The organism is Enhydrobacter sp. (assembly GCF_030246845.1).
Taxonomy (GTDB): domain Bacteria; phylum Pseudomonadota; class Alphaproteobacteria; order Reyranellales; family Reyranellaceae; genus Reyranella.
In genome coordinates this window covers 2528787-2550442 of sequence record NZ_CP126889.1, presented here as the reverse complement: position 1 = coordinate 2550442, position 21656 = coordinate 2528787, and the positions used below count along the sequence as shown (strand labels likewise).

The 21656-nt window shown below is 68.4% G+C and carries 23 protein-coding genes; 13 read left to right on the top strand and 10 right to left on the bottom strand.

Annotated features, from left to right (window positions below; all coding sequences use genetic code 11):
- Nucleotides 1-69 precede the first annotated feature (69 nt).
- Genes OJF58_RS12800 through OJF58_RS12790 form a run of 3 tightly spaced genes read left to right on the top strand, consistent with a single transcriptional unit; the run spans nt 70 to nt 2239 of the window.
- Nucleotides 70-939, top strand: coding sequence for an NAD(P)-dependent oxidoreductase (locus tag OJF58_RS12800; RefSeq protein ID WP_300784821.1), 870 nt, complete (start codon nt 70-72; stop codon nt 937-939).
- The gene (locus OJF58_RS12795; RefSeq protein ID WP_300784819.1) at nt 936-1568 is read left to right on the top strand and encodes a glutathione S-transferase; all 633 of its coding nucleotides are present in this window, start codon (nt 936-938) and stop codon (nt 1566-1568) included. The genes OJF58_RS12800 and OJF58_RS12795 overlap by 4 nt, the downstream gene beginning before the upstream one ends.
- Nucleotides 1565-2239: an aspartate/glutamate racemase family protein gene (locus OJF58_RS12790; RefSeq protein WP_300784818.1), complete on the top strand. Its 675-nt coding sequence runs from the start codon at nt 1565-1567 to the stop codon at nt 2237-2239. Before OJF58_RS12795 ends, OJF58_RS12790 begins: the two co-directional genes overlap by 4 nt.
- 73 nt (nt 2240-2312) lie before the next feature.
- On the opposite strand, the gene OJF58_RS12785 is transcribed toward OJF58_RS12790, so the two are convergent.
- Nucleotides 2313-2579: a hypothetical protein gene (locus OJF58_RS12785; protein ID WP_300784817.1), complete on the bottom strand. Its 267-nt coding sequence runs from the start codon at nt 2577-2579 to the stop codon at nt 2313-2315.
- 170 nt (nt 2580-2749) lie between these two features.
- Here OJF58_RS12785 and OJF58_RS12780 point away from each other — a divergent pair, with 170 nt between their 5' ends.
- A complete protein-coding gene (locus OJF58_RS12780; protein ID WP_300784816.1) occupies nt 2750-3565 on the top strand; it encodes an N-acyl homoserine lactonase family protein in 816 nt (271 codons plus the stop codon).
- A 6-nt stretch (nt 3566-3571) separates the two neighbouring features.
- Here the strand turns inward: OJF58_RS12780 and OJF58_RS12775 are convergent, their stop codons facing one another.
- Genes OJF58_RS12775 through OJF58_RS12765 form a run of 3 tightly spaced genes read right to left on the bottom strand, consistent with a single transcriptional unit; the run spans nt 3572 to nt 7222 of the window.
- Entirely contained in the window at nt 3572-4381 is an 810-nt protein-coding gene (locus OJF58_RS12775) for a methyltransferase domain-containing protein (RefSeq protein WP_300784814.1), read from the bottom strand.
- Nucleotides 4382-4424: 43 nt separating this feature from the next.
- The gene (locus OJF58_RS12770) at nt 4425-5996 is read right to left on the bottom strand and encodes an ABC transporter substrate-binding protein (protein WP_300784812.1); all 1572 of its coding nucleotides are present in this window, start codon (nt 5994-5996) and stop codon (nt 4425-4427) included.
- 41 nt (nt 5997-6037) lie between these two features.
- Entirely contained in the window at nt 6038-7222 is a 1185-nt protein-coding gene (locus OJF58_RS12765; RefSeq protein ID WP_300784809.1) for an FAD-dependent oxidoreductase, read from the bottom strand.
- Nucleotides 7223-7250: 28 nt separating this feature from the next.
- Between OJF58_RS12765 and queF the strand changes: the two genes are divergently transcribed.
- Both queF and queG read left to right on the top strand, forming a co-directional pair.
- Nucleotides 7251-7706, top strand: a complete 456-nt coding sequence (gene queF / locus OJF58_RS12760) for a preQ(1) synthase (protein WP_300784807.1) — start codon at nt 7251-7253, stop codon at nt 7704-7706.
- A gap of 21 nt (nt 7707-7727) precedes the next feature.
- On the top strand, nt 7728-8906 hold the full coding sequence (gene queG, locus OJF58_RS12755; protein WP_300784805.1) for a tRNA epoxyqueuosine(34) reductase QueG: 1179 nt from the start codon (nt 7728-7730) through the stop codon (nt 8904-8906).
- Here queG and OJF58_RS12750 read toward each other — a convergent pair.
- On the bottom strand, nt 8890-9321 hold the full coding sequence (locus tag OJF58_RS12750; RefSeq protein WP_300784804.1) for a nucleoside deaminase: 432 nt from the start codon (nt 9319-9321) through the stop codon (nt 8890-8892). The genes queG and OJF58_RS12750 overlap by 17 nt on opposite strands.
- Nucleotides 9322-9387: 66 nt before the next feature.
- Between OJF58_RS12750 and OJF58_RS12745 the strand changes: the two genes are divergently transcribed.
- From OJF58_RS12745 to OJF58_RS12715, 7 genes are all read left to right on the top strand, one after another.
- Nucleotides 9388-10518 carry an acyl-CoA dehydrogenase family protein gene (locus OJF58_RS12745; RefSeq protein WP_300784803.1) on the top strand — a complete coding sequence of 377 codons (1131 nt, stop codon included), beginning with the start codon at nt 9388-9390 and terminating at the stop codon, nt 10516-10518.
- 11 nt (nt 10519-10529) lie between these two features.
- On the top strand, nt 10530-11789 hold the full coding sequence (locus OJF58_RS12740) for an acyl-CoA dehydrogenase family protein (RefSeq protein ID WP_300784801.1): 1260 nt from the start codon (nt 10530-10532) through the stop codon (nt 11787-11789).
- A 148-nt stretch (nt 11790-11937) separates the two neighbouring features.
- Nucleotides 11938-12654 (top strand): gamma-glutamyl-gamma-aminobutyrate hydrolase family protein, encoded by a 717-nt coding sequence (locus OJF58_RS12735; RefSeq protein ID WP_300784799.1) that lies wholly within the window; start codon nt 11938-11940, stop codon nt 12652-12654.
- Entirely contained in the window at nt 12651-13436 is a 786-nt protein-coding gene (locus tag OJF58_RS12730; protein ID WP_366526833.1) for a pseudouridine synthase, read from the top strand. Before OJF58_RS12735 ends, OJF58_RS12730 begins: the two co-directional genes overlap by 4 nt.
- Entirely contained in the window at nt 13436-14005 is a 570-nt protein-coding gene (gene rsmD, locus OJF58_RS12725) for a 16S rRNA (guanine(966)-N(2))-methyltransferase RsmD (RefSeq protein WP_300784797.1), read from the top strand. Before OJF58_RS12730 ends, rsmD begins: the two co-directional genes overlap by 1 nt.
- Nucleotides 14002-14619: a histidine phosphatase family protein gene (locus OJF58_RS12720; RefSeq protein WP_300784796.1), complete on the top strand. Its 618-nt coding sequence runs from the start codon at nt 14002-14004 to the stop codon at nt 14617-14619. Before rsmD ends, OJF58_RS12720 begins: the two co-directional genes overlap by 4 nt.
- A gap of 52 nt (nt 14620-14671) precedes the next feature.
- A complete protein-coding gene (locus OJF58_RS12715) occupies nt 14672-16072 on the top strand; it encodes an MATE family efflux transporter (protein ID WP_300784794.1) in 1401 nt (466 codons plus the stop codon).
- A 5-nt stretch (nt 16073-16077) separates the two neighbouring features.
- On the opposite strand, the gene OJF58_RS12710 is transcribed toward OJF58_RS12715, so the two are convergent.
- The 5 genes from OJF58_RS12710 to OJF58_RS12690 all read right to left on the bottom strand — a co-directional run bounded on the left by OJF58_RS12710 (nt 16078) and on the right by OJF58_RS12690 (nt 21651).
- Nucleotides 16078-16491, bottom strand: coding sequence for a hypothetical protein (locus OJF58_RS12710; protein WP_300784792.1), 414 nt, complete (start codon nt 16489-16491; stop codon nt 16078-16080).
- Nucleotides 16488-18320, bottom strand: a complete 1833-nt coding sequence (gene mutL, locus OJF58_RS12705) for a DNA mismatch repair endonuclease MutL (RefSeq protein WP_300784791.1) — start codon at nt 18318-18320, stop codon at nt 16488-16490. The genes OJF58_RS12710 and mutL overlap by 4 nt, the downstream gene beginning before the upstream one ends.
- A 72-nt stretch (nt 18321-18392) precedes the next feature.
- On the bottom strand, nt 18393-19709 hold the full coding sequence (locus tag OJF58_RS12700) for a pitrilysin family protein (protein ID WP_300784789.1): 1317 nt from the start codon (nt 19707-19709) through the stop codon (nt 18393-18395).
- Complete coding sequence (locus tag OJF58_RS12695) at nt 19706-20926, bottom strand: pitrilysin family protein (protein WP_300784787.1); 1221 nt, start codon at nt 20924-20926, stop codon at nt 19706-19708. The genes OJF58_RS12700 and OJF58_RS12695 overlap by 4 nt, the downstream gene beginning before the upstream one ends.
- 149 nt (nt 20927-21075) lie before the next feature.
- Nucleotides 21076-21651: a DUF3035 domain-containing protein gene (locus OJF58_RS12690; protein WP_300784786.1), complete on the bottom strand. Its 576-nt coding sequence runs from the start codon at nt 21649-21651 to the stop codon at nt 21076-21078.
- Nucleotides 21652-21656 lie beyond the last annotated feature (5 nt).

The window sequence follows — 21656 nt, the reverse complement described above, 5'->3', positions numbered from 1 at the left end:
GCTCTGGCGCCGCGCGGTTTTGGTTCTATGATCGCGCCCGAAACTCTCAAGACAGCATTGGAGCGGGCGATGGCCAAGGTGGCGTTTCTGGGTCTCGGCGTGATGGGCTTTCCGATGGCAGGACATCTTGCCGCCAAGGGACACGAGGTGGTGGTCTACAACCGCACCTTCGCCAAGGCCGAGGCCTGGACCGGCAAACACAAGGGCAAGGCGGTCCGCACACCGCGCGAGGCCGCCGCCGGCCGCGAGATCGTGTTCTGCTGCGTGGGCAACGACGACGACGTGCGCTCGGTCGTGCTGGGCGAGAATGGCGCTTTCGCCGGCATGGCCAGGGGCTCGATCTTCTTCGACAACACCACGGCCTCGGCCGATATCGCGCGTGAGCTGCATGCCACAGGCAAGAAGCTCGGCATCGACTTCATCGACGCGCCGGTCTCGGGCGGTCAGGCGGGAGCGGAGAACGGCCAGCTCACCGTGATGTGCGGCGGCGAGCAGGCGCCTTTCGACAAGGCGAGGCCCGTGGCCGATTCCTATGCCAAGGCGATCACCCTGATCGGCCCGCCGGGATCGGGCCAGATCACCAAGATGATGAACCAGATGTGCATCGCCGGCATCGTCCAGGGCCTGGCCGAGGCGCTCAATCTCGGCCAGCGGTGCGGCCTCGACATGGAGAAGGTGATGAGCGCCATCTCCAAGGGCGCGGCGCAGAGCTGGCAGATGGAGAATCGCTGGCAGAACATGATTGCCGGCAAGTTCGACTACGGCTTCGCTGTCGACTGGATGCGCAAGGATCTCGGCATTTGCCTCGCCGAGGGAAAGCGGGCCAGGGCGCAGATGCCGCTGGTCGCGCTGGTCGACCAGTTCTATGCCCGCGTCCAGGAGCGCGGCGGCGGTCGCTGGGACACGTCGAGTCTGATCCAGCCGCTGCAGAAGCCATGAGCGACTACCGGCTCTACGGTCGTGCCGGCTGGGGCTCGACCATCGTCGAGGCCCAGCTCGTCTGGTACGGCCTGCCCTTCGCCTTCGAGCCGGTCGACGACCTCTTCAAATCGCCCGATGCGCGCGCCCGGCTGGAAAGGGTCAACCCGCTGGCCCAGGTGCCCACGCTGGTGATGCCGGACGGCAGCGTGATGAGCGAGAGCGCCGCCATCACGCTCCTGCTGGCCGATATCACCGGCCAGGACTCGCTGGTGCCGCGCCCGGGCGCGCCCGAACGCGCAAGGTTCCTGCGCTGGCTGGTCTTCCTGGTGGCCAACATCTACCCCACCTTCACCTATGCCGACGATCCGTCGCGCTTCGTCTCGGTGAACGCCGCGCGCGATCCCTTCCGCGCCGCCACCGACGCCTATGCGCAAAGACTCTGGCGGCAGTTGAACGGCGAGGCGGGCGCGCCCTATTTCCTCGGCCAGCGCTTCTCCGCGCTCGACATCTACATCGCCGTCATGACGCGCTGGCGGCCCAAGCGCGGCTGGTTCGAGATCGAGGCGCCGAAGCTCTTCGCGATCGCCCGCCACACCGACCAGGTGCCCGAGCTCCGTCCGGTCTGGACGCGCAACTGGCCGGCATGACCGCCTGCGTCGGCATCGTCGGCGGCCTCGGCGTCGGCGCCACCATGCACTACTACGAGAAGATCACGGCGATGTGCAAAGCACGCGGCGTGATACCCGACCTGGTCTTCGTGCATGCCGATGTCGACCGTGGCCAGAACCTTGTCCGCGCCGGCAAGCTCGACGCGCTGGCCGACTATCTCGCGACCTTCATCGAGAGGCTCGGCCGCGCCGGCGCCGATGCCGCCGTGCTGCCCGCCGTCACGCCGCATATCTGCATCAGCGAGCTTCGGCAGCGTGTCCGCCTGCCGATCATCGACATCGTCGCCCCGGTCAAGGCAGCGCTGCAGGCACGCCGGATCAGGCGCGTGGCGCTGTTCGGCACCATCTTCACCATGCAAGGCAGTCTGTGGGGGCAACTCGACGGCGTCGAGATCGTGAAGGCGCTGCCCGAGGAGCTCGAGTTCATCGGCGCCGCCTACCAGCGCCTGCTCGACACCCAGGCGGCCGATCCCGAGGATGCCGCCGGCCTGCGTCGCATCGCCGCCGACCTGCAGCGGCGCGACGGCGTCGAGGCGATCCTGCTCGCCGGCACCGATCTCGCCCTTATGTTCGACGAAGCGACCGCCGGCTTCCCTGCGATCGACGTCGCCCGGCTGCACATCGAGACGATCGTCGAGCGGCTGGCGTAGTTCACGACTTCTGGACCGCGGACGTCCAGCCCGCTCACGAGCGCGCAGGATGCGCGCGGTCCGCATGAGGATGTCAAAACGTCTGTCGCACGCCCACGATCTCGCCCAGGCAGCGGCCGACGTGGTCGGCAGTATCGGCCTCGAGCCCTTCGACCTCGATCTCGACCGAAAGCTGGTCGGCATCGGCCTGCGCGAAGACGCGCGCCGGAACGAGCCCGCGCTTGGCCAGAAGCTCGAGCGCGCGCGGCAGCACGCCGGGCTCGGCGTCGGCTTCGAAACAGTAGCGGACGGTGGATGAGTTACGCTTGAGCGCCAGGACGGCGGACGATCGGGCGGACATGGAAGGGTTCCCTGGAAGATGGACGAACAGCGACGAACCGGTCTGCGGTGCAAACCGGGGTGCTAATTCGCCGACCAAGGAGGTCCATGCGGTCCATGCCAGCACTATAGCGCGGATCGTCCCTCGCACGCTACCCTCGGCTGCCGCTGAACCACGGGAAGGAAACAAACATGCGCTCGGTGCCGATCTACGAGGTCCATGCCGTCAAGTACGCCCACCTGCCGCGCAAGGCCTGGGAAGTGCAGATCAACCCGGACCCCCACGACGCCGACTTCCCGATGGATTATTTCGTCTGGGTCGCGCTGCCGCTCGATCGCGAAGGCAAGCGTGAGATCGGCGCCAAGCCGATCGTGGTCGATACCGGCTTCAACGCCCAGGTCGGCAAGAAGCGCGGCCGCGAGGTGAAGAAGAACCCGGCCGATCTTCTGGGCGAGCTCGGCATCGACGCCAACGAGGTGGAGGACGTGATCGTGACCCACCTGCACTACGACCATATCGGCAACTGGGACCGCTTCCCCAAGGCGCGCTTTCACCTCCAGGACAAGGAGATGCAGTTCGCCACCGGCCGGCACATGTGCAAGGGCACCTTCCGCCATGCCTACGAATGCGACGATATCGTCGGCATGGTGCAGGCCCTCTACGGCCAGCGCGTCGTGTTCCACGACGGCGACGAGGAGATCCAGCCCGGCCTGTCCGTCCATCTGATCGGCGGGCATACGATGGGCATCCAGTCGGTGCGGGTGAACACGCGCAACGGCTGGCTGGTGCTGGCCTCCGACGCCTCGCACTACTTCTGGGGCGTCAACAACGACAAGCTCTTCTCGATCGTCTTCTCGGTGGCCGACATGCTGGCGGGCTACGACAAGCTCCGGAAGCTCGCCGAGGGGCGGACCGAAATGATCATCCCCGGCCACGACGCCGAGGTGACCAAGCGCTTTCCCGCCTCGAGGAAGGGACTGGAAGGCGTCTGCGTGCGGCTCGACTGACGGCCGCTATTTCCCTGCCGCGATCAGAAGCGCCTGCATCGGCGCCTCGATCGGGCCTTCACCGTACTCGCGCGCCAGCGCCTCGGCCGCGGCGTCGGTTGCGGCCGCAAGGCCCTGCGGCGCGCGAGCCTCGATCTCGCCACGCATGGGCGTCCCCTGGCAAAGGCCGATCGCCGGATCGCGATGGGAAGGCGCGCGGCTCGGCAGGGTGACGACGTCGATGGCCACCCGATCGAAGCCCGCCTCGGCGAGCTCCGCGCGAATGACCTTCTGGTCGAAGTGTCCGTGCGGTGTCCGAGCCAGGAAGCGCGGCGGATCCGCCGGAAAGCGGGCCGCCATCGCGTCGACCACGCAGCGCGTCATGGGATTGTGCGCGAGGCTGTCCCAGATCGCGATCGCTGCACGCCCACCCGGCCGCAGCACGCGGTGAGCCTCGCGATAGCCCTGCACGCGATCGGGAAAGAACATCGCGCCGAACTGACACACGACAGCATCGAAGATGCCGTCCTCGAAGGGCAGAGCGAGCGCATCGGCCTGGCGCAGCCTGACGCGTGCCAAACCGGGCTTGGCGCCGGCGAAGTCGAGCATGGCCTGGTTGAGATCCGTGGCGACGATATCGACCGCGGCCGGCAAACGCTCGGCCAGCATGGATGTGACGATGCCGGTCCCGGCGGCCGTCTCGAGCAGCGCGCCAGCTTTCAAGTCAGCCAGGCGTGCCGCGGTTTCCCGGGCATAGGGCTCGAACAGGAGCGGGCCCAGATAGCGGTCATAGAGCGCCGGAATCGAGCCGGTGAAGACGGTATCGGTGCTCGTCATGATCTTCCCCTGGCGGGCCATGCGATTGCGGACGCATGCGAACTCACTTCTTCTCGATGTTCCAGAGCGCGAGCGCCGGCGTGTGCAGGAGCCCGACGATGTTGCTGCGAATAGCCGTCGGCGTCGTGAACTGGCCGAGCGGCACGTGGGTCGGATAGTCGATGACGCGAAGTTGCACCTGCTCGGCGATCGCCTTCTGCTTGGCCGGATCGGTCTCGAAGGCGTAGGCATCGCGCAGCTTCTCGAGCTCGGGGTCGCACGCCCAGCCGAACGTCGCCTTGTCGCAAGCGCCGCTCAGGAACGCGGTCGTTACCGGGTTCAACACGTCGGTCGCGCCCCACGAGGTGAAGTAGGCGCTCCAGCCGCCCTGTGCCGGCGGATCCTTCTTGGCGCGGCGGGTCACCAATGTCTGCCAGTCCATCGCCTGCAGGTCGACCTTGAAGCCCGCCCGCTCGAGCTGTGGCTTGGCGACTGTCGCGAGGTTGTTGTGATTGGGCAGATCGGTCTGGTGCAGGAGCACGATCGGCGTGCCGTCATAACCCGCCTCCTGCAGGATCTGCTTCGCTTTGGCAGTATTGCCGGAGAGCTTGTCCTCCCAGCCCTTGGTCGATTCGAGCGGCGAGCCGCAGGGGAACACCGACTTGCAGACCTTGTAGTAGGCCGGATTGCCGATATTGGCGTCGAGGAACTCCTTCTCGTCGAGTGCGTAGAGGACAGCCTGGCGGATTTTCGGATTGTCGAACGGCTTGTGCAGCACATTGAAGCGCATCGCGTACTGGCGGCCCGCCAGGTTGGTGACGAAGATCTTGATGTCCTTCTCCTTGGCGAGAAGCGGCAGGAGATCGGGCGGCACGATTTCGACGAGATCGACCTCGCCGTTCAGCAGCGCATTCACCTGCGTCTGGCTGTCCGGAATCGAGATCCATTCGACCCGGTCGACCTTGACCACCTTGCCGCCGGCGAGACCGGAGGCCGGCTCGCTGCGCGGCTTGTAGTACGGGTTCTTCACGTACACCGTCTTCTCGCCGGGCCGCGACTCGTCCTTCTTGTAGACGAACGGACCGGAGCCCGTGGTATCGGTGATCTGCTTGTTGGGGTCGGTCTCGGCAACGCGCTTTGGCATCATGAACGGCACGTTCGAGCTCGACTTGCCGAGCGATTCGAGCACCAGGCCGTAGGGCCGCTTCAGCACCATCTTGATGGTCCTGGAGTCGGGCGCGCCAAGCTCGCCCACGACACTCATGAGCTTCTCGCCCATCGTGTCCTTGGCGCCCCAGCGCCGGATCGACGCCACGCAATCCTCGGCCGTGACCGGCGTGCCGTCACTCCATTTCAGGCCGTCGCGCAGGGTGAAGGTCCAGGTGAGCTTGTCGGCCGATGTCTCCCACTTGTCGACCATCTGCGGCTTCACCTCCAGCTTCTCGTCGACCGCAAACAGCGTGTCGTAGATCATGTGCCCGTGATGGGTGGTGATCAGAGCCGTCGTCCAGATCGGGTCGATGATCTTGAGGTCCGAATGCAGGGCGACGCGCAGCACCGTCTCGGCGTGTGCGGCGCCTGCCAGGACAAAGGCCGCTGCGAAGGCGCAGAGGACGCGACGAGCGATGGTGAGCATGACTGTTTTCCCCTCGAAGAAGCGGGCGCAGATTAGGCCGGTCAGTCGCCTTGCGCGATGTCCAAAAGCGACTTCCAGTCGATCAGCTTGATGCGCGGGCGGCCGAGCGGCCCGCCGGTGGCGATCTCCGCCTTGTCGATCCGGTGCCAGCCGGCCACGTCGATCGACGCAGGCATCGGGTCGGGTCCGCTCTTGGGGTCGCGCTCCCTGAGCCAGGCGAGAACCTCGCGCGCGACGGCGTGACTGTCGGCGCGGTTCGCGGGGATCGTGCCGGTGGGCCCGCGGCGCGCCCAGCCGACGGCAAACACGCCCTCGCCCATCGGAAAGTCCTCGCCGCGATAGCCGATGCACGTGATGACAAGATCCGCGGGCAGCGTTCCGCTCGAAAGTTCGATCTCGCCGGGCCGGATGGCGAGCGGTGCCGAATTGAACCGGAAATGCACCGACAGCGGCTTGCCGCCGGGCACGTTGGCGGCGAAGCCGCGCAGGATCTCGAGATTCTTCGTCTTGCGCAGCCGTTCGGGCGTCGGATCGGAGGCGGGCACCTCGACGGCAAGCGCCGCGGCATCGGCCAATGCCACGGCCCGACCGAGGCGGCCCATCTCGGCCAGCTCGTTGTTGGTGAAGGACGCATGCTGCGGGCCGCGGCGGCCGATCACATGGATGTCGGCCAAGGGTGCCGCCGCGATCGCCGCCGCAGCCTCGGGCACGATATCGGTCCTCGCCATCTCCTCCGGCCCCTTGGCCAGCAGGCGCGCGACATCGAGCGCGACATTGCCGTTGCCGATCACGGCCACCCGCCTCACGGCAGAGAGGTCCGGCCCTTGCCGGAAGTCGGGATGGCCGTTCAGCCAGGCCACGAACTTCCACGAGCCCCAGACATGCGGCAGTTCCTCGCCCGGCACGCCGAGCTTGCGGTCGATCACCATGCCGGTGGCCACGATCACCGCGTCGTAACCCGCGCGCAACTCGTCCCAGGAAAGGTCGCGGCCGATGTCGACATTGCCGGCGAAGCGCACATCCGGCTGGGCCAGCAGGCGCTCGAACTGGCGGACCACGGCCTTCGTGCCCTGATGGTCGGGCGCGACGCCCGACCGGACCAGGCCGAACGGCGTCGGCAGACGATCGATCAGATCGATGCGGAGGTCCGGCTGGCCGCGCAACAGGCCGTCCGCCGCATAGAAGCCGGACGGTCCGGCTCCGACGATGGCAACCCGATGAGTCATGGCGGCCCGCTTAGCATATGATGCCGCCATGTCCAGATATCCTCACCTGCGCCAGCTCGGCCGGCCTGTGTCGCTGCCCGCCTCGCCCGGAAAGGCGGTCCTCGAGGCCGTGCCCAATCCCGATCCGGGGGCGTTGTATCTGGTGCGCTTCACCGCGCCCGAATTCACGACGCTTTGTCCCATGACCGGCCAGCCCGACTTCGCCCACCTCGTGATCGACTACGCCCCGCGCGCCAAGCTGGTGGAAAGCAAGTCGCTGAAGCTCTTCCTCGGCAGCTTTCGCAACCATGCCGACTTTCACGAAGCCTGCACGCTCGCGGTCGGCCAGCGCCTCGTGAAGACACTGCGGCCGCGCTGGCTGCGGATCGGCGGCTACTGGTATCCGCGCGGCGGCATGCCGATCGACGTCTTCTGGCAGACCGGCCAACCGCCCAAGGGCCTGTGGCTTCCCGATCAGGGTGTGCCGGGCTATCGCGGCCGATAGGCCCATGACGGGAGGGTGGCGATGAGCCGCCGGCCGCCTGTTCCCAAGCGTCCACCCAGGCCCGCGACTGCGATCGAGCTGCGCGACGCCATCCGCAACGAGGCGTTGCGGCTCGGCTTCGACGCCGTGGGCTTCGCCCCTGCCTCTCTCGCGCCGGAGATCCGCCGCGAACGCCTGGCGCATCTCGCCTCGTTTGTGGAACAGGGTTTCCACGGCGACATGGGCTGGCTTGCCGAGCGCTCCGAGCAGCGTGTCGATCCCGCGACGCTCTGGCCCGAGGCGCGCACGGTGGTATCGCTCGCCCTCAACTATGCGCCGGGCCGCGACCCGCGCGCGGCCCTGGCCGCACCCGAACGCGGCGCAATCTCCGTCTACGCCCAGGGCCGCGACTACCACGACGTGGTGAAGAGCAAGCTGAAGGCGCTCGGCCGTTTCATCTGGGACACCTATCGACATCAGATCAAGGTCTTCGTCGATACGGCCCCGGTGATGGAGAAGCCGGCCGCCCAGGCGAGCGGCCTCGGCTGGCAGGGCAAGCACACCAATCTCGTCTCGCGCCGGTTCGGCTCCTGGCTGTTCCTGGGCGAGTTGCTGCTCTCGGCCGAGCTTCCCGTCGATGCCCCGGAGGCTGACCACTGCGGCCAGTGCCACGCTTGCCTCGATGTCTGCCCGACTGGGGCATTCCCGGCCCCCTACCGATTGGAGGCGCGACGCTGCATTTCCTATCTCACGATCGAGCACGAGGGGCCGATCGATCTCGACCTGCGACCGCTGCTCGGCAACCGCATCTATGGCTGTGACGATTGCCTGGCGGTCTGTCCGTGGAACAAGTTCGCGCGGACGGCGCATGAAAACTCTTTGTGGCAGCGTCCCGACCTCGACGCTCCGTCGCTTGCCGAGCTCGCGGCCCTCGACGACGCCGCGTTCCGCAAACACTTTGCCGGTACGGCGATCAAGCGCATTGGCCGCGACCGGTTCCTGCGCAATGTCGCCTACGCCCTGGGCAATAGCGATGCAGCAGAGACAGCCCTCATCGCCGTGGACCGACTGCTCGCCGATCCATCGCCATTGGTGAGAGGCGCCGCCGTATGGGCATTGTCGCGCCTCGCCCCGGACGAGTTCCGGCGACGGCGCGCCACGATCGAGGAGGTGGACGACTCGGTCCGACGCGAATGGGCGATGCCTATCGCCGCTCCCTGAAGAATGCCTGAAGCAGCGCCGCCGCCTCGCGCTCGCCGATGCCGCCATAGACTTCCGGCCGGTGATGGCAGGTCGGCTGATTGAAAAGGTGCGGCCCGTGCTCCACGCCGCCGCCCTTGGGATCGGAGGCGCCGTAGTAGAGGCGCCTCAGCCGCGCGAAGGAGATCGCCTGGGCGCACATTGGACAGGGCTCCAGCGTGACGTAGAGATCGCAATCGACCAGGCGCGGCGCGCCGAGTGCGGCCGCGGCGGCGCGAATTGCAAGCAGCTCGGCGTGCGCCGTCGGATCGCGATCGGCCTCCGTCCGGTTACCCGCCGCCGCGAGCAGCGTGCCGTCGGATCGCACGATCACCGCGCCCACCGGCACCTCGCCCCGCTCTGCGGCTGCATGCGCTTCGCGGAGCGCGCGCTCCATGGGCGAGAGTCTTGTCGTTGCGACCATATCGGGGAAAATACCGCAAACGGGCCGGAAGGAGTAATCATGCGGTTCAGCTTCACGCCGGAACAGGAAGAGTTCCGGGCCAGTTTGAGGCGCGCGCTGGAAGCGCGCTCGCCCACCAAGGAGGTCCGGCGCCTGATGGCGACCGAAGCGGGCTTCGAGCGCGAGGGCTGGCGGCGGCTCAACCAGGAGCTGGGGCTGACGGCGCTTGCCATTCCCGAGGCTTATGGCGGCCAGGGCTTCGGCTTCACCGAGCTCGGCATCGTGCTGGAGGAGATGGGCCGTGGCCTGCTCTGCGCTCCCTATTTCTCAACCGCCGTTCTGGCCACGAGCGCGATCCTGAACGGCGGCACGGAGGATCAGAAGCGCGCGTTTCTGCCGCCGATCGCCTCCGGCGAGATGACGGCGACGCTCGCCTTCGCCGAGGAAGGCGGCAGCAACGAGCCATCGGCCGTCGCGATGACAGCCGCGCCGTCGGGCGGCGCCTATCGGCTCGACGGCACGAAGAGCTTCGTTCTCGATGGCCACACGGCCGACCTCGTCGTCGTCCTGGCGCGCCGCCCGGGCAGCAAAGGCGATGACGGGCTGTCGCTCTTCACCGTCCAGGGCGCCACACCGGGCCTCGAACGGCGGGCGCTGAAGACGATGGACGAGACCCGCAAGCTCGCCCGCCTCACTTTCCGGTCGGTCGAGGCGAGGCTCCTGGGCCCGGAAGGCGCCGCCGCCGCGCCCTTCGCGACAACGATGCAGCAGGCGCTGATCTGCCTCGCCAACGAGATGGTGGGCGGCGCCGAGCGGCTGCGCGAGGACGCCCTTGCCTATGTGAAGATGCGCATGCAGTTCGGCCGCTCGATCGCCTCCTTCCAGACCACCAAGAACAAGGCGGCCGACATGCTGGTCGATGTCGAGCTGGCGAAGTCGGCCGCCTACTATGCCGCCGCCGCGCTGGACGAGGGCGATGACGACCTGCCTGCCCTCGCCTCGCTCGCCAAGGCGTCGGCCGCGGAGGCCTGTCTGCAGACAGCGATCCATGCCGTGCAGATGCATGGCGGCATCGGCTTCACGTGGGACAACGACACGCATCTCTGGTTCAAGCGCGCCAAGTCGAGCGAGATCCTGTTCGGCGATGCCAATGAGCATCGAGAGAAGATGATGCAGCACTGGACGCACTGAGGAGCCCGACCATGAGCGAACCGACCGAAGAGAGCGTCCGCAGCGACGTGCGTGCCTGGCTGGAGGCCAACTGGAATCCCGATTACGGCCTCGTCGAATGGCGCAACAAGCTGGTCGACTCCGGCTGGGGCGCACCGCACTGGCCCAGGCAGTGGTACGGCCGCGATCTGCCGGTGAAGTTCACCACGATCGTCGACGAGGAGTTCGCGCGCATCGGCGCTGTCGGCGTCGCCAAGGCGGGCATCCGTACGCTGGCGGCGGCGACCATCCTCGCCCACGGCACCGACCTGCATAAGGAGAAGTTCCTGCGCCGCATCCTCACCGGCGAGGACACCTGGTGCCAGCTCTTCAGCGAGCCGGGCAGCGGCTCGGACATGGCAGGCGCGGTGACGCGCGCCGACCGCCAGGGCAACAAGTGGGTCATCAACGGTCAGAAGGTCTGGACGACCTCGGCGCACAAGGCGCATTGGGGGCTGCTGCTGGCGCGCGCCAACTGGGATGTGCCCAAGCACAAGGGGCTCGCCTATTTCATCCTCGACATGAAGCAGCCCGGCGTGCAGGTGCATCCCCTGAAGCAGATGAACGGCCATGCCTCGTTCAACCAGGTCTTCTTCACCGACGCGATCGTCGAGCCGGAGTTCCTTGTATCGGACGTGGGCGACGGCTGGACGGTCGCGACGACGACCCTGATGCACGAGCGTCGCGGCGCCGATGCATTGCGTTCGTGGGCCGTCGGCTCCGACCGCAAGGGCCGCATCTACGACGAGGAGCGGGCCGAGATCGCGACCACGATGGAGCCCTACAAGTGGTATCCGCAGCGCGCCGGCCGCGTCGATCTGGTCATGGAGCGCGCCAGGGCCACCGGGAAGATCGACGATCCGGTGATCCGCCAGGAGATCGCCAAGCTCCTGATCATGTCGAAGTCGGCCGAATGGACGGCGCGCCGCGCCCGCGCCGCGCAGGAGCAGGGCCGGCCGCAGGGACCGGAAGGGTCGCTCGGCAAGCTGGTCTCGAGCCACATCGCCCGGCAGGCGGCACGCGTGCACACCTATATCAGCGGCGCCGACGCACTGCTCAGTGGCGCGGACAGCCCGATGGACGGCGTGATCGCCGAGATCCTCGTCTCCGTGCCGGCCACCTCGATCGCCGGCGGCACCGACGAGATCCAGCGCAACATCATCTCCGAGCGCGTGCTGAAGATGCCCAAGGAGCCCAGCGTCGACACCAACAAGCCGTTCAAGGACGTGCCGCGGAACATCGTGTCGTCCTAGCCGTCGCCAAAAAGAAGACCTCATGCTGAGGAGGCCGCGTAGCGGCCGTCTCGAAGCATGCGAGCAGACACAGTGTTTGTTGCCCACCCTTCGAGACGCGCCCTGCGGGCGCTCCTCAGGGTGAGGTGGATGGTGTATCGTCGTTTTCATGCCTCGCCCCCTGATCGGAGTCACGCTGGATGCGGAAAAGCCCGGCGGTTACTCCAGGTTTCCCTGGTATGCGCTGCGCCAGAACTATCTCGACGCCATCGACGCGGCGGGCGGCCTGCCGGTGGCGCTGCCGCACGAGCCGGATCGTGTCGGCGACTATCTCGAGCGGATCGATGCGCTGGTCGTGACCGGCGGCGCCTTCGACGTCGATCCTTCCTACTATGGCGGCGGCGATCGCCACGCCACGGTCGTCACCAAGGACCGCCGCACCGCTTTCGAGTTCGCCGTCACCAGGGGCGCACTCGATCGCGACAAGCCGGTGCTGGGCATCTGCGGTGGGCAGCAGCTCCTGCATGTCGTGCTGGGCGGCAAGCTGATCCAGCATATCCCGGATGCGATCGCCGATGCGCTGGCGCACGAGCAGCCCAATCCGCGCGACGAACCGGGTCACACGGTGAAGGTCGCGCGGGGCACCCGGCTCCACGCCATCGTCGGCGCCGACGAGCTTGCCGTGAACAGCGCGCACCATCAGGCCGCAGCCGATGCGCCGCAGGGCGTCGTCGTCAACGCGACCGCCGCGGACGGCGTCATCGAGGGCATCGAGGCGCCGGCCTACCGCTTCTGCATCGGCGTGCAGTGGCATCCCGAGTTCCTGATCTCCGAAGGCGACGCCAGGCTCTTTCGCGCCTTCCTGGGGGCGGCGGCCGCCAAGTGAGCGAACCCGAGCGCATCGCCAAGCGCCTCGCCCGCGCCGGACTCTGCTCGCGCCGCGATGCCGAGCGCTGGATCGCGGCCGGCCGCGTCAAGGTCGACGGCGAGGTGCTGCAGACGCCGGCTTTCGTCGTCACGGACGCCAGCCGCATCGAGGTCGACGGCAGGCCGCTGCCGGAGGCCGACCGGCCGCGGCTCTGGCGCTATCACAAGCCCCCCGGTGAGCTCGTGACAGTGCGCGATCCCGAGGGACGGCGCACCATCTTCGACTCGCTGCCCAAGGGGATGCCGCGCGTCGTGACGGTCGGCCGGCTGGACTTCATGTCGGAGGGCCTGCTGCTCCTCACCAACGACGGCGGGCTCGCGCGCCGGCTGGAGCTGCCGGCCAATGGCTGGACCCGGCGCTATCGTGCGCGCGTGCACGGCGCCGTCGACGAGGCGCGACTCGCCGAGCTTGCCCGCGGCATCACCATCGAAGGCGTGCGCTACGGCGCGATCGAGGCACGGCTCGAGCGCCAGCAGCGCACCAACGCCTGGCTCGATATCGCGCTCACGGAAGGCAAGAACCGCGAGGTGCGCCGTGTGCTCGCCCATCTCGACCTGCCGGTGGTGCGGCTGATCCGTGTCGCCTTCGGACCGTTCTATCTCGGCGAGCTGGCGCGCGGCGCGGTCGAGGAGATTCCGTCGCAGGCGCTCGACAATCTCCTGGGGCTCAAAGTGCCGCGCAAACCAGGCTGGGCAAAGCCCCGGCCGCGGGCGCGCCAGCCGAAACGTCCGCACCGCTGATGCTCAGGATCGTCGGCGGCAAGCACCGTGGCCGCACCATCGCCACGCCCGAAGGCACGACGACGCGGCCGACCTCCAATCGGGCGCGCGAGGCGCTGTTCAACATCCTGACCCATGCCAACTGGCGCCCGGATGGCACATCGCCTCTGATCGACGCCCGCGTGCTCGACGCCTTTGCGGGCTCCGGCGCACTCGGCCTGGAAGCGCTGTCGCGCGGCGCCGCGCATGCCACGTTCCTCGACAGCGATGCCACAGCGATCAAGCTGATCGGCGACAATCTGCGCAAGCTCGGCGAGACAGCGACAGCCAGGGTCGTGCGCGCCGATGCGACCCGCCCGCCGCCCGCACGCGAAGCCTGCGATCTGGTCTTCCTCGATCCGCCCTACCGGTCCGGCCTCGCGGCGTCGGCACTCGTGGCGCTGGCCGCCGCCGGTTGGCTGCAGCCGGGCGCCATTGCCACGATCGAGCTTGCCCGTGCCGAGGATCTGCCGCCGCCGCCACGATTCGAAGCCCTCGACGAGAGGCGCTATGGTGCGGCCAAGATCGTGATCCTGCGCTACGCGTCATGAAGCTCGACCGTCCCCTCTACGTGCTGCGCCACGGCGAGACCGCCTGGAACCTCGAGCGGCGCATGCAGGGCACCCGCAACTCCGACCTCACCGTGCGCGGCCGAGCCCAGGCGCGGGCGATGGGCCGCGCCCTCGCCGGCGAGCTGGCGCGCGAGCCCGGCCCGACGATCTTCCTCAGAAGTCCGCTCGGACGGGCGCGCGAGACTTCCTTGATCGTCGGACGCGAGCTCGGCCTCGACCCCGACGAGTGGCGCGACGACCGGCGGCTCGCCGAGCTCAGCTACGGCGACTGGGAAGGCTTCTCCTGGAAGGAGATCGAGGTTCATCGTCCCGGTGCGCTGGCCGACTGGCGGGCCGATCCGCACGGTTTCTGTCCACCCGGCGGCGAGACGCATTTCGAGTTGCGGCGGCGGTCGGCGGCCGTGCTGGCCGACATCGTCGCGTCACGCATGCGCACGGTCATCGTCGGTCATGGCGTGAGTGGTGCCGTGCTGCGCGGCATCAATCTTGGCCTCGATGCCAAGGCCATGTTCGTCCTGGAGAAACCGCAGGATGCCTTCTTCCGATTGACCGCAGGCGACGAGGAGCGCATCGCCTGCGAGGCCTGCGTCTGACGCCGGGCAGGATTGCTTCGCCTCGCCGGAGGACACCGGCTAAAAGCGCGCGATGAACGGCGTCGGCGCGATCACAGCAAGCAGATGGCAAGCGTGGAGCGCGGAAGCGCGTGCCACGATCGTGCTCGCCTGGCCGCTGATCCTGACGAATCTCGCGCAGACGGCGATGACGACCACGGACGTGCTGCTGATGGGCCAGCTCGGTCCCGATGCGCTCGCCGCCGGTGCGTTGGGGTCGAACCTCTACTTCGCCACCACGATGTTCGGGCTCGGCCTGACCACGGCCACCGCACCCATGATCGCTCGCGAGCTCGGGCGCAAAAGCCATTCGGTGCGCGATGTACGCCGCACCGTGCGCCAGGGCATGTGGGCGGCCGTGGTGATCGCCGTGCCGATCTGGATCGTCCTCTGGCATAGCGAGACGATCCTGCTGGCGATGGGCCAGCGGCCCGACCTTGCGCTCCAGGCCGGCGACTATGTGCGGACCCTGCAGTGGTCGGTCCTGCCTTTCTTCTTCTACCTGGTGCTGCGGTCGTTCATCTCGGCGCTGCAGCGGCCGCAGTGGGGGCTGGTGATCGGCGTTGCCGGGGTGGCGGTCAACGCCTTCACCGCCTGGGGCCTGATCTTCGGCCATCTCGGCCTGCCCCGCCTCGGACTCGTCGGCGCCGGCATCGCCACGACGCTTGCCGACCTCTTCATGTTCGCAACCCTGGCGATCGTGATCTCGCTCGACCGCAAGTTCCGCCGCTATCGTCTTTTCGGCCGGTTCTGGCGCGCCGACTGGCCGCGCTTCGTCGAGCTGTGGCGGCTCGGCATGCCGATCGGCGCCACGCTGGTGTTCGAGGTCGCCGTCTTCAATGCTTCGACCTTCCTGATGGGCCTGATCGGCGAGGAGTCGATCGCGGCCCATTCGATCGCGCTGCAGATCGCCTCGCTCTCCTTCATGGTGCCGCTGGGGCTGAGCCAGGCCGCCACGGTGCGCGTCGGCCGCGCCTTCGGCGCGAAGGACGCAGACGGTGTCCGCCGTGCCGGCTGGACGGCGCTGGCCATGGGCACCAGCTTCATGACCATGGCGGCGCTCGTCATGGTCACGATGCCGCGCCTGCTGATCGGCGCCTTCCTGGATCTCGACCTGCCGAGCAACGCCCCTGTCGCCCGGCTCGCCGTGTCCTTTCTCGCCCTCGCTGCCCTGTTCCAGCTTGTCGACGGCGGCCAGGCGGTAGCCGCCGGCGTGCTGCGCGGCCTGCACGACACCCGCATGCCGATGATCTATGCCGCCCTGGGCTACTGGGGCATCGGACTGGTCGTGGGCGTGGTCCTTGCCTTCGTCGTCGAGTTGCAGGGCATCGGCATCTGGATCGGTCTTGCGGCGGGACTGACGACAGTGGCGATCCTGCTGCTGACGCGATGGCTTCGCCGCGATCGGCTGGGATTGCTCGCGTGCGCCGCCTGACGGTCCTACTTGCGCTCGAGCCGCGCCGTGCGGCCGCAGCCGCCGTCCTCGGTGACGACAAGCACGCCAGCCTGCGCGGTCGCGTTCAGGCGCTCTGTGCGCCGGTCGCCGTGCTTCACGGAGGCAACGGCGAGCAACCGGAACGAGGCCGATTTGGCCATGCCGTGAATCTGCCAGAGCCCGGGGCCGGGCGGCGGTGGCGGCGCCTTCCTGAGGTTGGGAACGGGCCCGTGCGCGGTCGTGTCGAAGGCGGTGCCATCGACGAAGCCGTCCTCGATGGTGATCGCATAGTCGAGCGGAGCGTTGCACGAGCCGCCATCGCTGCGGCCGCGCCACGTCCCGTCGAGCGGATTGGCAGGCTGGGCATGGACAATGGCAGTCGAGGCAAGGAGGAGCAGCAGCGGCCAAGTCTTGTTCATCGTCGTCCGAACAGCCGCTCGATGTCGGCCAGCTTGAGTTCGACATAGGTCGGCCGGCCGTGATTGCACTGCCCCGAATGCGGCGTCGCCTCCATTTGCCGCAGCAGCGCGTTCATCTCCTCGACCGTCAGGCGCCGTCCCGCACGCACCGAGGTGTGACAGGCAAGCGTGCCGCACACCTCCTCGACCTTCTCCCTGAGCGATAGATGATCGCCGAGCTCGGCCAGCTCGTCGGCGAGGTCGCGCACCAGGCCCTGGATGTCGGCCTCGCCCAGCAGCGCCGGCGTCTCGCGCACGACGACGGCGCCCAGCCCGAACGGTTCCAGCACCAGCCCCAGCTCGGCAAGCTCGGCGGCACGCTGGGCGAGACGGTGCGCTCCATCCTCGCCCACGTCCACGACCTCGGGCAGCAGCAACGCCTGGCGTTTCACCCCGTCGGTCTCGAGCTGGGTCTTGAGCTTCTCGTGCAGGAGCCGCTCGTGCGCGGCATGCTGGTCGACGATCACCACGCCCTGCTCGGTCTGCGCCACGATATAGGTCTCGTGCAGCTGTGCGCGCGCCACGCCCAGCGGATAGGCGCCGCCGTTACCATTGGCGGTCTCGGACGACGGTGTGTCGACTCGCGCCGACGGTTCGGTGAAGGGCGCCATGAATGCGGCTGCAGCTTCGGCCAGACCACGCGGCGGCGCCGACCAGGAATATCCGTTGCCGGGATTGCGTCCCAGCGGCAGCGCCATCGCCTGGCCCGTGTGCGGACGAAAGGCGCCGAGGGCGGCCTCGGCGACGGTGGTGCTGGCGCGATGGCCGGCCGCCGAGAGCGCCGTGCGCAAGGCCCCCACGATCAGGCCGCGCACGATCCCGGCATCGCGGAACCGCACCTCCGTCTTGGCCGGATGGACGTTGACATCGACCATGCCGGTCGGCGCCTCGAGGAACAACGCCACCATCGGATTGCGGTCGCGCGCCAGGAAGTCCTGATAGGCACCGCGCACCGCACCAGCCAGGAGCTTGTCGCGCACCGGCCGGCCGTTGACGAAAAGATACTGGTGCTGGGTCGTCGGGCGGTTCAGCGTCGGCAGGCCGGCGAAGCCCGTGAGCCGAAAGCCTTCGCGATTGGCGTCGATCGTGAGCGCGTTGTCGGCGAACTCGCGGCCCATGATCGCCGCCAGTCGCGCCAGCCGCGCGGCGTCCGCCGTCTCGAGCAGCGACGGGTCGGCGGCCGGCAGGTCGAACAGCGTGCGGTCCTCGCTTTCGAGACGGAAGGCGATCCAGGGATGCGCCATGGCGAGCCGCCGCATGGCGTCGGCGACATGGCCCGTCTCGCTGCGCGGCTCCTTCAGGAACTTGAGCCGGGCAGGCGTCGCGAAGAAAAGGTCGCGCACCTCCACCCGCGTGCCCGCCGGATGCGCCGCCGGCCGCGGCGCGCGCTTCACGCCGCCCTCGATGTCGAGGCTCCAGGCGGTGTCGGCGCCGGCCGGCCGCGAGGTGATGGTGAAACGGCTCACGGAGGCGATCGAGGGCAACGCCTCGCCGCGGAAGCCGAGCGTGCGGATGCCGTCGAGGTCGTCGTCGGGCAGCTTCGACGTGCAATGGCGCTCGACCGCGAGCTGCAGCTCCCCGGGCGACATGCCGACGCCGTCGTCGGCCACGGAGATGAAGCTGCGGCCGCCGTCCTTCAGGACGACGGCGATCCGGCGCGCGCCGGCATCTATCGCGTTCTCGACCAGCTCCTTCACGGCACTGGCCGGCCGCTCCACCACCTCGCCCGCGGCAATGCGATTGACGAGGGTCGAGGGCAGGCGGCGCAAAGGACGCGAAAGCGCGCTCATGCCGTCCAGTCTACGACCTTCCCCTTCGGGAAAGATACTGTGGGCAGGGGCCGTCGAAAGCGAGCGGTCGCGCTATCGTTCAAGAACAAGGCCGCGAGGCTTGCCGGCCACGACGGTGGTGATGGCGTCGTCGCGCAGCAGACGGCGGGCAACGCGATCGACGTCCGCCTTCGTGACCGCGGCGATCAAGCCGGCGCGACGGTCGAGGAAGTCGCGCGGCAGGCCATCGACCTGCAGGCCATGCAGGAGACCGGCAACGGCGCGCGAGGAATCGAGCGACAGAGCCAGGGCGCCGGTGAGCTGGGTCTTGGCATCGGCCAGCTCCTGCCCGTCCACCCCTTTCTCGCGCAGGCGCGCGATCTCGCCGCGGATCACCTCGACCGTCTCGGCGACCCGGTCGTTCGCGCTGCCCGCAGAAATCACCAGCAACGACGCCTTCGCCATGGGGCGCAGGCCGCTCGAGACACTGTAGGCCAGGCCGCGCTTGTTGCGCACTTCATCGAAGAGCCGCGATTGCTGGCCCCCGCCCAGGATCTGGGACAGCACCAGGGCAGCGTACCAGTCGGGGTCGGCGCGCAGCACGCCTGGCATCGCCATGACGATGGCGCTTTGCGGCACCGGCCGCTCGACCACGATGGTGCGTGGCCTATGGGACGGCGTCCATTCCGGGATGGCCGCCGGCAGCTCGCCGACGGGAAGATCGCCGAACACCCGATCGAGTGCCGACGCCAGGTCAGCCGCATCGATATCGCCCACCGCCGCCACGATCAGGCCGTCTCTCCTGAGCAACGCGGCGGCCCGCGCCCTGAGATCCGATGGCGCGATCGTCTTCAGGCTCTGGCGTGGATCCTCGAAATCCTGCGCATAGGGGTGACCGTCGAACATCGCGCGCGCCATCGTCCGGTCGGCGACCGCGCGCGGTCGCTGCTCGGCGCGGTTGAAGCTCGCGATCGCCTGGCTGCGACGCTGCTCCAGCATCTCGCCATCGAAGCGCGGTGCGGTGAGGGCAAGACGCAGCAGCTCGAAGCCCTGCTCGCGATTGGCCGTCAGCACGCGCAGCGATCCGTTCAGCCGATCCGACGAGGCGCCGAAGCGCAAGGCGGCGGCGGCATCCTCCTCGCGAAGCCTGAAGGCCTCCGCGGGCAGCGCTCCGGCCCCGTCGGTCAGCATGAGCGCCATGAGACTGGTGGCGCCCTTGCGGTCTTGCGGTTCCGACGCCGTTCCTCCCGCAAAGGAGAAGGACAGGGCCACGAGCGGCGCGGTCTTGTCCTGCACCAGCCAGGCCTTGATGCCGCGTGGCGTGGTGACCTCCTGGATATCGATGGCGCCGGCGCGCGTGGCAACGAGCATGCCCACGACCGCGATCAGGACGAGCAGGCCGCGCTTCATCGACCTGCCTCCGGCAGCAGCAGGGACGTCACCGATCGATCGTCGCGCCAGACATGCTGCGCGGCCGCCACCACGTCGGCCACGCGAACGGCGGAAATGCGCTCGGGCCAGGCGTCGATATCGGCCACGCTGTTGCCCGTGCCGAGCGCGGCCGCGTAGCGGCGCGGTCCGCTGGCAAGCGAGTCCCGCGCATAGATGGCGGCGGCAAGAAGCCGGTTCTGCGCGCGCTCGACCTCTTCGGCCGTCACGTCACCATCGAGGACGCTCTTCATTTGGCCGGCCACGGCCGTCTCGATCTCCGACACGTCACGGCCGGCAGCGGGATGGACGCTGATCCCGAAGCTCGTGAGACCGAGATGCGAGGGATCGTAGTCGGCACTGGCGGAAAGGGCGAGACGCTGCTCGACCACCAGGGCGCGCCACAGCCGGCTCGTCTCGCCCCCGCCGAACAGGCGGGCCAACACCTGCAGCGCATAGGCGTGGCGGGCCTCGCCCAGCCGATAGGAGGGCGCCAGATAGTCGCGCGACCAGCCGGGTTCGGCGACCCGCCGGTCCGTCCTCGTCAGCCGCCGCGGCAATCCGGTTCCGCCATCGGCCGGTCGATGCCGCGCCACGAGGCCACGCGCGGGGATCGGGCCATAGTGCGTCTCGGCCAGTCTCCGGACCGCGTCGGCCGTGCTGTCGCCCGCGACGATGAGCACTGCATTGTCGGGACCGTAGAAGCGGCGATAGAAAGTCGAAAGCTCCTCGGCGCCCAGCTTCTTCACGTCGTCGACATAGCCCGCCGTCGGCATGCCATAGGGATTGCGCGCGCCGAACAGGGCGGCGCGCACCGACTCGTCGAGCAGGGCCGCGGGCACATTGTCGATCCGCATGCGGCGCTCCTCGAGCACGACCTCGCGCTCGGGTGCCAATTCTTCCTCGAGGATGCGCAGCCCGGACATGCGGTCGGCCTCCAGGCGCATCACGAGCTCGAGCCGGTCCGACGCGATGGTCTGATGGTAGGCGGTGACATCGAAAGTCGTGTAGGCGTTGTCATGCCCGCCGTTGCGCTGGATGGTGCGCGAGAACTGGCCGGGCGAAAGCGCGGCCGTCCCCTTGAACATCATGTGCTCGAGCAAATGCGCGAGGCCGGTCCGACCGAACGTCTCGTCGGCACTGCCGGCCTTGTAGACCACGAACTGCGTCACGACCGGCGCCCGCGCCGACGGCAGCACGACGACCTGCAGCCCGTTGGCGAGCGTGAACGTCTCGCAGGGCTGTCGTCCGACGGCCAGCAGATTTGCCTGCGCCCGCGCGGCCAGCGCGCCAACCGCGCCGCCGACGCCTGCGGCGAGAAGATGGCGACGCGGGAGCGAAACCCGGGTCAGAAGATGCCTTCGAGCCAGCCCCGCTGCCGCCGCTTGATGGTCGGCGTCGGCTCGGTGGACGGCTGGCCGCTCACCTGGGCGTCGCGCAGGCGCTGCTGCTCCTTGGCGGGATCGACGATCGTGCCCGGTTGCGGCGCCTTCTGCCAGAAGATCAGGCTGTCGATGAACCCCTGGTCCTGATTGGCGATCGTTCGAGTCTCTTGATTGACCTCGGCCCGGATATTGGGGTCGACGCCGCCCTTGCTCGCCTTGGCGACCAGCGCCCGCTCGGAGGCGTCCCCGGCCGTGCCTTCCTTGGCGGCCTGTTGCTGCTGCACGCGGCCGGCCAGCGTCGGCGACAAGGCCTCCTTGGCCTGATCGGCCGGGCTCACCTCCTGCGGCCGCGGTTCGCCCGGTCGCGGCGGCCTCAGATCGGCATTCGGGGGCATGGTGAGCGGCGAGTGCGAGACGATCTTGAATTCGTCCGGCGACACTTTCTTCGCGCCGCCGAAATTCTCGAAGGCGCTGCATCCGCCCAGCGCCATCGCACCGAGCGCAAGCAGGGTCACAGGCGTGAGGATCGTCCGTTGCATTGCCA

Coding starts and splice junctions, on each gene's coding strand:
- OJF58_RS12800 (WP_300784821.1), top strand. CDS start 70: ATGGCCAAGGTGGCGTTTCTGGGTCTCGGCGTGATGGGCTTTCCGATG.
- OJF58_RS12795 (WP_300784819.1), top strand. CDS start 936: ATGAGCGACTACCGGCTCTACGGTCGTGCCGGCTGGGGCTCGACCATC.
- OJF58_RS12790 (WP_300784818.1), top strand. CDS start 1,565: ATGACCGCCTGCGTCGGCATCGTCGGCGGCCTCGGCGTCGGCGCCACC.
- OJF58_RS12785 (WP_300784817.1), bottom strand. CDS start 2,579: ATGTCCGCCCGATCGTCCGCCGTCCTGGCGCTCAAGCGTAACTCATCC.
- OJF58_RS12780 (WP_300784816.1), top strand. CDS start 2,750: ATGCGCTCGGTGCCGATCTACGAGGTCCATGCCGTCAAGTACGCCCAC.
- OJF58_RS12775 (WP_300784814.1), bottom strand. CDS start 4,381: ATGACGAGCACCGATACCGTCTTCACCGGCTCGATTCCGGCGCTCTAT.
- OJF58_RS12770 (WP_300784812.1), bottom strand. CDS start 5,996: ATGCTCACCATCGCTCGTCGCGTCCTCTGCGCCTTCGCAGCGGCCTTT.
- OJF58_RS12765 (WP_300784809.1), bottom strand. CDS start 7,222: ATGACTCATCGGGTTGCCATCGTCGGAGCCGGACCGTCCGGCTTCTAT.
- queF (WP_300784807.1), top strand. CDS start 7,251: ATGTCCAGATATCCTCACCTGCGCCAGCTCGGCCGGCCTGTGTCGCTG.
- queG (WP_300784805.1), top strand. CDS start 7,728: ATGAGCCGCCGGCCGCCTGTTCCCAAGCGTCCACCCAGGCCCGCGACT.
- OJF58_RS12750 (WP_300784804.1), bottom strand. CDS start 9,321: ATGGAGCGCGCGCTCCGCGAAGCGCATGCAGCCGCAGAGCGGGGCGAG.
- OJF58_RS12745 (WP_300784803.1), top strand. CDS start 9,388: ATGCGGTTCAGCTTCACGCCGGAACAGGAAGAGTTCCGGGCCAGTTTG.
- OJF58_RS12740 (WP_300784801.1), top strand. CDS start 10,530: ATGAGCGAACCGACCGAAGAGAGCGTCCGCAGCGACGTGCGTGCCTGG.
- OJF58_RS12735 (WP_300784799.1), top strand. CDS start 11,938: ATGCCTCGCCCCCTGATCGGAGTCACGCTGGATGCGGAAAAGCCCGGC.
- rsmD (WP_300784797.1), top strand. CDS start 13,436: ATGCTCAGGATCGTCGGCGGCAAGCACCGTGGCCGCACCATCGCCACG.
- OJF58_RS12720 (WP_300784796.1), top strand. CDS start 14,002: ATGAAGCTCGACCGTCCCCTCTACGTGCTGCGCCACGGCGAGACCGCC.
- OJF58_RS12715 (WP_300784794.1), top strand. CDS start 14,672: ATGAACGGCGTCGGCGCGATCACAGCAAGCAGATGGCAAGCGTGGAGC.
- OJF58_RS12710 (WP_300784792.1), bottom strand. CDS start 16,491: ATGAACAAGACTTGGCCGCTGCTGCTCCTCCTTGCCTCGACTGCCATT.
- mutL (WP_300784791.1), bottom strand. CDS start 18,320: ATGAGCGCGCTTTCGCGTCCTTTGCGCCGCCTGCCCTCGACCCTCGTC.
- OJF58_RS12700 (WP_300784789.1), bottom strand. CDS start 19,709: ATGAAGCGCGGCCTGCTCGTCCTGATCGCGGTCGTGGGCATGCTCGTT.
- OJF58_RS12690 (WP_300784786.1), bottom strand. CDS start 21,651: ATGCAACGGACGATCCTCACGCCTGTGACCCTGCTTGCGCTCGGTGCG.